The sequence below is a fragment of the Leisingera sp. genome, assembly GCF_034669605.1.
GTDB lineage: Bacteria > Pseudomonadota > Alphaproteobacteria > Rhodobacterales > Rhodobacteraceae > Leisingera.
In genome coordinates this window covers 1-4,778 of the sequence record NZ_JAXMOX010000278.1, presented here as the reverse complement: position 1 = coordinate 4,778, position 4,778 = coordinate 1, and the positions used below count along the sequence as shown (strand labels likewise).

Annotated in this window: 4 protein-coding genes; 3 read left to right on the top strand and 1 reads right to left on the bottom strand. The window is 65.5% G+C overall.

The annotated features are described in order from the left end of the window. The 3 genes from VOI29_RS22635 to VOI29_RS22625 all read left to right on the top strand — a co-directional run. A partial coding sequence (locus VOI29_RS22635) for an electron transfer flavoprotein-ubiquinone oxidoreductase (protein WP_323783907.1) occupies positions 1-1,566 on the top strand: 1,566 nt, incomplete at its 5' end. 135 nt (positions 1,567-1,701) lie between these two features. After that, positions 1,702-3,414, top strand: a complete 1,713-nt coding sequence (locus VOI29_RS22630) for a tetratricopeptide repeat protein (RefSeq protein WP_323783905.1) — start codon at positions 1,702-1,704, stop codon at positions 3,412-3,414. After that, positions 3,404-4,225, top strand: coding sequence for a 4-(cytidine 5'-diphospho)-2-C-methyl-D-erythritol kinase (locus VOI29_RS22625; protein ID WP_323783903.1), 822 nt, complete (start codon positions 3,404-3,406; stop codon positions 4,223-4,225). The genes VOI29_RS22630 and VOI29_RS22625 overlap by 11 nt, the downstream gene beginning before the upstream one ends. A gap of 180 nt (positions 4,226-4,405) precedes the next feature. On the opposite strand, the gene VOI29_RS22620 is transcribed toward VOI29_RS22625, so the two are convergent. Next, the coding region (locus VOI29_RS22620) for a polyprenyl synthetase family protein (protein WP_323783902.1) at positions 4,406-4,778 on the bottom strand (373 nt) is incomplete at its 5' end.

Sequence of the window (4,778 nt, the reverse complement as noted above, 5' to 3'; positions counted from 1 at the left end):
CTGAAACAGCTGGACGCCGACCTGCAGGTCGTTGTCCTGGAAAAAGGCTCGGAAGTGGGCGCGCATATTCTGTCGGGGGCGGTACTGGACCCCTGCGGCCTGAATGCGCTGATGCCGGACTGGAAGGAAAAAGGCGCGCCGCTGAACGTCGAAGTCAAGGAAGACAACTTCCTGATGCTGGGCGAAGCCGGCCATGTCCGCATCCCCAACTTCCCGATGCCGCCCTTGATGAACAACCACGGCAACTACATCGTCTCGATGGGCAACGTCTGCCGCTGGATGGCGGAGCAGGCCGAGGAGCTGGGCGTCGAAATCTTCCCCGGCATGGCCTGTTCCGAGCTGGTCTATGGCGCGGGCGGCGAAGTGAAGGGCGTGGTGGCCGGCGAGTTCGGCCGCAACCCCGACGGCACACCGGGGCCGTCTTATGAACCGGGCATGGAGCTGCACGGCAAATATGTCTTCCTCGGCGAGGGCGTGCGCGGCTCGCTGTCCAAAGAGGTGATCGCCAAATACGGCCTGTCCGACGGCAAGGAGCCGCAGAAATACGGGCTCGGCATGAAAGAGATCTGGGAGATCGACCCCGCCAAGCACAAGGAAGGCACCGTCACCCACACCATGGGCTGGCCGCTGGGCAAGAACGCGGGCGGCGGCTCGTTCATCTACCACCTGGACAACAACCAAGTTTACGTCGGCTTCGTGGTGCACCTGAACTACAAGAACCCGCATCTGTTCCCCTATATGGAATTCCAGCGGTTCAAGCATCACCCGGTGGTTGCCGAGCTGCTGAAGGGCGGCAAACGCGTCGCCTACGGCGCCCGTGCCATCACCGAAGGCGGCTGGCAGTCGATGCCGAAACTGGTGGCCCCCGGCGTGGCGCTGCTGGGCTGCTCGGCAGGCATGGTCAACGTGCCGCGCATCAAGGGCAATCACAATGCGATGCTGTCTGGCAAAGCAGCCGCCGAAGCCGCATTCGATGCGATCAAGGCCGAGCGTTCGGGCGATGAGCTGACCGCCTATGAGTCCGACGTGCGCGGCGGCGCCATCGGCAAGGACCTGAAGATGGTCCGCAACGTGAAACCGATGTGGTCCAAATGGGGGCTCACCGCCTCGCTGGCCTTTGGCGGGCTGGACATGTGGACCAACAACCTGCTCGGCTTCTCGCTGTTCGGCACTCTGGGCCACGGCAAGAACGACGCCGAAGCGACCGAGGAAGCCTCCAAGCACAAGCCCATCGATTACCCCAAGCCCGACGGGGTGCTGTCCTTCGACCGGCTGACCAACGTCAGCTTCTCGATGACCAACCACGAGGAAAGCCAGCCCTGCCACCTGCGCCTGGGCAATCAGGACACTCCGGTCCAGATCAACCTGCCGAAATTCGCCGAACCGGCGCAGCGCTACTGCCCGGCCGGCGTCTACGAGGTGGTGGAAAAAGACGGCCAGCCGGAGTTTGTGATCAACTTCCAGAACTGCGTTCACTGCAAGACCTGCGACATCAAGGACCCGTCCCAGAACATCACCTGGACCACGCCGCAGGGCGGCGACGGCCCGAATTACCCGAATATGTGATCGGAAATTGAGCTTTCCGGCGCGGTTTTGCCGGAATTTATGGGGCGGTCCTCGGGCCGCCCCATTGCGTGTTGACGGGCAGCGCACTACGCTTTCATAGAAGAGCAAGAGCAGTAAATCGTAAAGGGGTCCCGCGTGCCCGTATCCATTCTTCGCACCCTGTCCTGTGCGGCCCTGGCGGCCGTCTCCGCGCCTGCCGCGCAGGCGGACGGGCTGGCCGGCGCTTATCTGGCGGGACGGGCGGCAACCTATGACAGCGATTTTGCCGCGGCGGCGCTGTATTATACCCAGGCACTGGCCCGCGATCCGCAGAACCCGCTGCTGATGGAAAACGTGATCTTTGCGCAGCTCGCCATGGGCAAGGCCGAACTGGCAGTGCCGGTGGCGCAGCGGCTGCTGCAAACCGGCGCCCGCAGCCAGGTGGCCAATATCATCATTGCAGGCAGCCATGCGGCGGCGGGTGATTTCCAGGCGATCCTGGACCGCGACGCCGAACAGGCGGCGATCCACCCGCTGGTGGACGGCTTGCTGGAAGGCTGGGCGCATATCGGCACCGGCTCCGTCTCCAATGCGCTCAAAAGCTTTGATCAGCTGGCCCAGGATGGCAGCCTGCGCCCCTTTGTGGTCTATCACCGGGCGCTGGCGCTGGCCTCTGCCGGGGATTACGGCGGCGCCGAAGAGCTGTTTGCCGCCGAGGACGGGCGCCTGGCCACCCTCAGCCGCCGCGCGGCGGTCGCGCGGGTGCAGATCCTGTCGCAGCTGGGCCGCCATGACGACGCCCGCGAGGCGCTGAAAGCGGCCTTCGGCAGCCGCCTGGACCCCGGCCTGGAAGCCATGGATGCGCAGCTCGCCGCCGGTGAAACGCTTTCCTACACCATCGCCCCCAGCCCGCTGGAGGGGGTCGCCGAAGTGTTCTTTACCCTTGGTGCGGCCCTGAATGGCGACACCGCCAATGATTATGTGCTGATGTATGCCCGCATGGCGGCCTCCTTGCGCCCCGATCATGTGGACGCAATCTTGCTGAGCGCCGGGCTGCTGGATCAGCTGGGCCGGTATGAATTGTCAGTGGCCACCTACAAACAGGTGCCCGTCAGCCACCCCGATTACCATGCCGCGGAAATGGGCCGCGCCGAGGCACTGCGCCGCGCCGCCAAGCCGGACGCGGCCATCGAGGTTCTGGAACAGCTGGCGCGGGACTTCCCGAAACAGCCCAGCGTCTATGTCAGCCTGGGCGATCTGCTGCGTCAGCAGGAAGACTATGCCGGCGCTGCCAGCGCCTATGACAAGGCATTGGCCAACACATCCGAAGGCTCGGGCACCCGCTGGTTCCTGTATTATGCCCGCGGCATCTGCCACGAAAGGCTGGACCAATGGGCGCAGGCCGAATCCGATTTCCGCGCCTCGCTGGACCTGGACCCGGACCGGCCGCAGGTGCTGAACTACCTGGGCTACTCGCTGGTCGAAAAAAGCAGCAAGCTGGACGAGGCACTGGATCTGATCGAACGCGCCGTCGCGGCACGGCCCGATTCCGGCTTTATCGTCGACAGCCTGGGCTGGGTGCTCTACCGCATGGGCCAGTTTGACGAGGCGGTCGCCCATATGGAGCGCGCAGTGGAACTGATGCCGGTGGATCCGGTGGTCAACGATCACCTCGGCGACGTCTACTGGGCCGTCGGCCGCGCGCGCGAGGCTGAGTTCCAGTGGAAGCGGGCGCTGTCCTTCATCAAACCCGAAGACACCGATGGCGAGGCCGATCCCGAACGCATCCGCCGCAAGCTGGAGGTCGGGCTGGACGCCGTGCTGGCCGAGGAAGGCGCCAAGCCCCTGAAGGTCGCCAATGGCGGTTGAGGTCTTTGCGGCGGCCAAGATCAATCTGACCCTGCATGTGACCGGCCGCCGCGCTGACGGCTATCACCTGCTGGATTCGCTGGTGGTCTTTGCTGATACCGGCGACCGGCTGCAGCTTGAGCCCGGCCCTGAGCTGGCGCTGGAGGTTTCCGGCCTGTTCGCCGAAGGCGTGCCGGCAGATCAGCGGAACCTGGTCTGGAAAGCCGCCGCCGGGGCGGGCTGGACCGGACGCATCCGCCTCTCCAAGCAGCTGCCGCATGGCGCGGGCATCGGCGGCGGCTCCTCGGACGCGGCTGCGGTCCTGCGCGCAGTGGCGGCGGAGGCACGCAATATCCCCGAGGCTCTGCCGCTGTCGCTCGGCGCCGACGTGCCGGTCTGCATGAAAGCCCGCGCAGCCCGGATGCAGGGGATCGGCGAACAGGTGGCTCCTGCGGAGCTGCCGGAGCTGCACGCGCTGCTGGTCAATCCCGGCGCGCATGTCCCGACAGGCCCGGTGTTTTCGGCGCTTGCCTGCCGTGACAACCCGCCGATGCCGCAGGACATCCCCGCATTCACCGATGCCCAAGACTGCGCCGCGTGGCTGCAGGAGCAGCGCAATGATCTTGAAACCCCGGCCTGCGCGCTGGCCCCGGTGATCGACCGGACCCTGTCCGATTTGCGCAGCAGCCGAAATGCGCTGATGGCCCGCATGTCCGGGTCCGGCGCCACCTGCTTTGCGCTCTACCCCACAAAAAAGGCCGCCCATATGGCGGCCTATGAAATCGGGGCCGAGCATCCCGAGTGGTGGTGCAGCGCCGTCACTTTGACCTGAAGCACCCCGCTGGAAACAGGGATATCCCGCCCGCGGGACAGCGCATCAAAGATACTTTCCCGCCATTGGGCCTGGCGCCGTGCCCGCGCAAGGCGCGCCGCCAGCTTGCCCATTCACCTTTGCAAAAATACTCCGGGGGTGAGGCCGGAAGGCCGAGGGGGCAGCGCCCCCATGCCCCGCTCAGTTCAAGCGCGCCACTACGTAATCGGCAAGATCGCTCAGCATGCTGCGGATCTCGTGACCGGGCAGCACCTCCAGCGCCGTCCGCGCCTTGGCGGCCCAGCCAAGGGCATCCTGCCGCGTCGCCTCAAGGGTGCCGTATTTCGCCATCAGCGCCAGCGCCTGCTCCAGATCGCCGTCCTGCTGGCGGCCCTTCTCGATGGTGCGGGTCCAAAACGCGCGCTCTTCCTCCGTCGCCTGCGCCACTGCCTTGATCACCGGCAAGGTCAGTTTGCGCTCGCGGAAATCGTCACCGACGTTCTTGCCGGTGGCCTTGCTGTCGCCCTGATAGTCCAAAAGGTCATCGGCGATCTGAAAGGCGACCCCCAGCGCG